Source organism: uncultured Legionella sp., assembly GCF_937871865.1.
Taxonomy (GTDB): domain Bacteria; phylum Pseudomonadota; class Gammaproteobacteria; order Legionellales; family Legionellaceae; genus Legionella.
Window position 1 is genome coordinate 1 of the sequence record NZ_CALMPD010000092.1, and the last position, 4,915, is coordinate 4,915.

Below are 4,915 nucleotides of genomic sequence, written 5' to 3' on the forward strand. Positions count from 1 at the left end.
TAGTAAAACATGGTTTGTTTAATCGTTTTGAACATGAGTTGCTTTCTTCGCCTGGGGTTCACATTGATATTGCGGAAGATGATGATGAACTGTGGTTAAGAATCGAAAGACTGGTAGAAACCCCTCCTCCCGAACCTCAAGATCAGCAATTAATACCTTGGCTTGATCTCTCAAGAAAAACTGAAACAGCCCCTTTATTAAAAAGAGCTGTAGATCTGGACAAAATTGACACCGTTAATGTTATTGGGAATGGAAAAAACAATACGGTACAAGAACAGCCCACACTGATGTTGTTATCAGAATATGAGCATCGAGAAACTATTGAGCGTTTATTTCAAGATTACGTACATAATCAATGGAACAGTTGGGCAGAAGAAGAGAAAAAACGACGCCGTACAATTAAACTATATTCAGAGCTGTTCACCTTAAAGCAGCAATTAGAAGGTTCGATTGTTGATACCCAAATTGAATTAGTATGGGGTATGGGGCTTGGTGTATGGAAAACAAATGAATTTAATATTAGATACCCTCTTATCACTCAATCTGTTGAGGTTTCACTAAATCCGAAAGATATGGCTATAGAAATTAGCCCAAGACGATCTGCTGAGCCACTTTTCGAGCTTGATGTTTATATGTCTATTGACAGTTTGGGGGTAGCGGACGTTCAGAAAGCTTATAATGATTTGATATCAAAGCAAGTCCAAGACTTTTCGCCATTTGAGCGTTTCTCATATGAACCCCAATTACAACTTGCGGCAACACATCTCGATTCAAAAGGATTGTATTGGCCAACTCAGATTATAAATGAAGATCGCCAGATCCCTGATTCAGGAGAAAACTTAAAAGTTACTGATACATGGATTTTATTTGCTAGACCGCGTAGCAAAAGCCTTTATATTCAGGATTTGGAAAATTTCAAAAAGCATTTTAGTGCTGAAGAAACGGGTGCGATATCCAGTGTTATTAAAGAAATGGTGCAAGAGCCAGTCGATAAGCACCGTGAAATAAAGCTTACTAACTTTCGTGGTCTATCCAATCTTGGATATACTTCAAATGAAAGCAATGCAGAGACAGCAAGCGAATTGTTTTTCCCCCTGCCATTTAACGAAGAACAAGTCAAAATTGTACAAAAATTAGAACATTCAAAGGGGGTTGTTGTTCAAGGTCCTCCAGGAACAGGTAAAACACATACAATTGCTAATATCATTGCTCATTATATGGCGAATGGTAAGCGTGTGCTTGTTACTTCTATGAAAGAGCCTGCATTATCTGTATTAAAAGAAAAGCTCCCTACAACAATTCAGCCCTTGGCTATTTCTCTTTTAACCAATGAGCAAGACGGAATGAAGCAGTTTGAGTTTGCTATCTCTAAGATTGCTCAAGAATTACAAACCATTGATCGCGCTGCACTTGGATGCGAGATTGAAAATGACGAGCAATTTATTGATAAGCTTCATGCAAAATTGGCATGGATAGATCGGTCTATTACCAATTGGGCGAAAAGCAATATTCAACCTATTTATATGGACGGGCAAGAAATTCACCCAGAGGACGCAGCAAAAGAAATCGCTGCAGCAAGTGGGGAATTTGATTGGCTTGATGATCCCATTTCTATCACAGACGAGCATAGACCAAGATTTGATAATACCGATATTATACAACTCAGAGAAGCAAGGCGTAATTTGCAGGGAGATCTTGATTACTTTGGTAAGTCATTACCTGTATTGGAAGATATCCCTAAATTAAACAGTATACTGAATCTCCATCGCGAATTATTAAAAAACAAAACGTTAAAAGATCAGGTGCTGTCTGCTGATGTTTTTCAAATTCCAGATTTAGCAGAAAATAGCACTCAAGTAGAAACAATATTAAATGCGTTCTATGAATATAGAACAACAAAAAAGCAATTGGAAACGGCCAATCTATCATGGTTTGGCTCGTTGCAATCGTGTTTAAAAAATTCTGATTCAACGCCAGTCATTCAGCTTATTGAAAAAATTGCTGATGAAGTGAATAAATTACAGGCTGAAAAAAATGTTTTTTTAGAAAACCCTGTTGTGATACCAACTGATCTCGATTTAACAGATGAAATTACTCAAGCTATTGCTAATAAAAGTGAAGGCAAGCAACCTTTTGGAATCAGTGGAGTATTAACAAAGCGAGCATTAATTAAAAAAATTGATGCTATTCTTATTTTAAATAAACCAGCTAAGAATCAAGATGAATGGCTACATATTTACCGTTATGTAGTACTTTGCAATCGTATTGATGAACTCGCTTTACGATGGAATCAAATAGCCTCTGAAATGTCTATTTTTTCTCTCATAAATAGTGAGATGGTTAACCCTCTTCAACACGCCAGAGCGGAATTAGATTTTTATCTCGCTGTCAAAAAATTCATTGGTCTGGAAGTTGAAATTAAAAAGCGTGCAGTTTCAATTTTGTCATCATGGCCTTATTTAAATGAGCTGTTTGGGGTTGATGCTTATATTCACGAATTAATTGAGTTGCTTGAAAAAAATCTTAATTTTTATCATTCGTCAAAAGCTTGGTCTGATAGAGAAACGATATTAAACAGTTTATCAAGCTTTAATGGCCGGATTTCTGAAGCAATCAAAATATTTTTTTCTGAAACTGTGGGCAATCCATCCATCAGTGATATGGAAATACAAAATCAATCAACCCGCTTGATAGAAGAGTTGAGGCGCATTCATGAGTTAAAACCTGCGCTAGATGATGTGTATTCTATATGCGATTTAATTCATCAATCTGGTGCTACCCAATGGGCACAAAAACTTAAAGAAACTCCGCTAGAAAGTACAGTGGATTCTTTATTGCTCGATGATTGGAACCAAGCATGGCGGCTTCGTCGTTTGGCTAACTATTTTTATTCAATGAGTCATTTTGATGAGTTTAAAAAATTAACCACTCAACGCTGTGAATATGAAAAACAATTGGCAAAGACTTATCAAGATGTGGTTGCTAAACGCACTTGGCTGCAATTGGCAAAGAATGCAACCCCAGACATTCGAGCAGCATTACAAGCTTTTCAATCTGCTATTTCAAGAATAGGTAAAGGAACAGGTAAAAGAGCCATTCGCTATAGACGGGATGCTAAAAATGCGGCTGCACTTACCAATAAAGCAATACCGTGCTGGATTATGCCTCATTATAGAGTTTCTGAGTCATTACCTCCCGAATTTGGATGCTTTGATTTAGTCATTATTGATGAAGCCTCACAATCAGATTTAAGTGCCCTACCAGCCATGTTACGCGCCAATAAGTTGTTGGTTGTTGGCGATGATAAGCAGGTTTCGCCTGATGGTGTTGGTCTGGAAGAAGAAAAGATCAATAATTTGATGGCTCAATATTTAGCCAATCAAGTGGCAATATATAGACAAGCAATGTCTCCTGAGCGCTCTATTTATGATTTATGTAAAGTTGTATTTGCTGATTCACAAATTATGCTACGCGAGCATTTTCGTTGTGCTACACCAATTATTGAGTACTCCAAGAGAGAATTTTATAACCATGAACTAAAGCCACTGAGATTGCCAACCAAATCAGAACGTCTGGATCCCCCTCTAATCGACGTCATTATTGAAGATGGATTTCGTATAAATAAAGAAAATAATGCTGAAGCAAAGTTTATTGTTGAGGAAATCAATAATATTTGTAATGACCCTGCTATGGCCAATCGAACCATTGGTGTTGTTTCTTTGCTAGGTAATGAACAAGCAAGAAAAATATGGGAAATGATTCAGCAAGAGATTACGCCAGATAAAATAACTAATCATAAAATTACTTGTGGTGATGCTCTTACATTTCAAGGTAAAGAGCGGGACATCATGTTTTTATCAATGGTGGCGACTCCAGATAATGTTAAAGCGGATTCACGTGAAGCCTCTGCGCAGCGATTTAATGTTGCTGCCTCAAGAGCACGAGATCGAATGTATTTAGTAAGAAGTGTTGAGCTAGATAATCTAAGCCCCAAAGATAGCTTAAGACGCGGTTTAATTGAGCATTTTAGTTCACCATTTGCCCAAGATGAAATAAAGGTAAAAAACCTTAGAGAACTTTGCGAGTCAGGTTTTGAATTGGAAATTTATGATCTGTTAACTGAGCGTGGTTACAGAGTAATTCCTCAAGTCAAAGTAGGAAACTATCGTCTGGATATGGTTGTAGAGGGGCATAATGATGCTCGCCTGGCTATTGAGTGTGATGGGGATCGTTATCATGATGCTTCAAAATGGGAAGACGATATGAACAGGCAGAGAATTCTTGAACGTGCAGGGTGGAAATTCTGGCGATGTTTTGCTTCTACATTTGTTATGAATCGTAAACATGTAATACAGGATTTAATAAGCACATTAGCATCACATGGTGTAGAGGCTATTGGATTTGATGGGATTATAAATAGTATTCATTGTGAACAAAGAAAAATAAAAAGTATAGCTGTTTCAGAAGATTGCACTGAATAGGTAGCTATGCATATTTAAAATAAAAATAATAAATATCAGGGAGGTGTTTTCAATATATTAATTTGAGGTTTAAAAAATGAAAAAATATTTAGCTATTTTAGTTGTTTTAAAAGAGCTTTTAGAAATTATTACGCTACCATTTCTTAAAATTAAGCTCTTTATCTTAGAGGCGAAGCTTAAAAAAGCAAAAAAAGATATTCAGCATCATAATAGAGAATTAGTGGCTGAATATGGTACATCAGATCCACAAGAATTATCAGTATTACTAGCACAACACGAAGCCGAACTAATTGAATTAAAAGCAAAGCTTGAAAAAGCAGAACAAGTGGTGGAGCATAATGATAACAAATTGGAAATAGCTAACAAGACGTATGAAGATCAGGGAGAGATCATCAAAATCTGTTAATGAATAGTTAATTATGATCAAATACCCC

At 36.5% G+C, this 4,915-nt stretch carries 2 protein-coding genes; both read left to right on the forward strand.

The annotated features are described in order from the left end of the window. On the forward strand, window positions 1-4,481 hold a 4,481-nt coding region (locus Q0495_RS05445; protein ID WP_298623927.1), incomplete at its 5' end, for an AAA domain-containing protein. 76 nt (window positions 4,482-4,557) lie between these two features. Beyond that, a complete protein-coding gene (locus Q0495_RS05450) occupies window positions 4,558-4,887 on the forward strand; it encodes a hypothetical protein (protein ID WP_298623929.1) in 330 nt (109 codons plus the stop codon). Window positions 4,888-4,915: the final 28 nt, after the last annotated feature.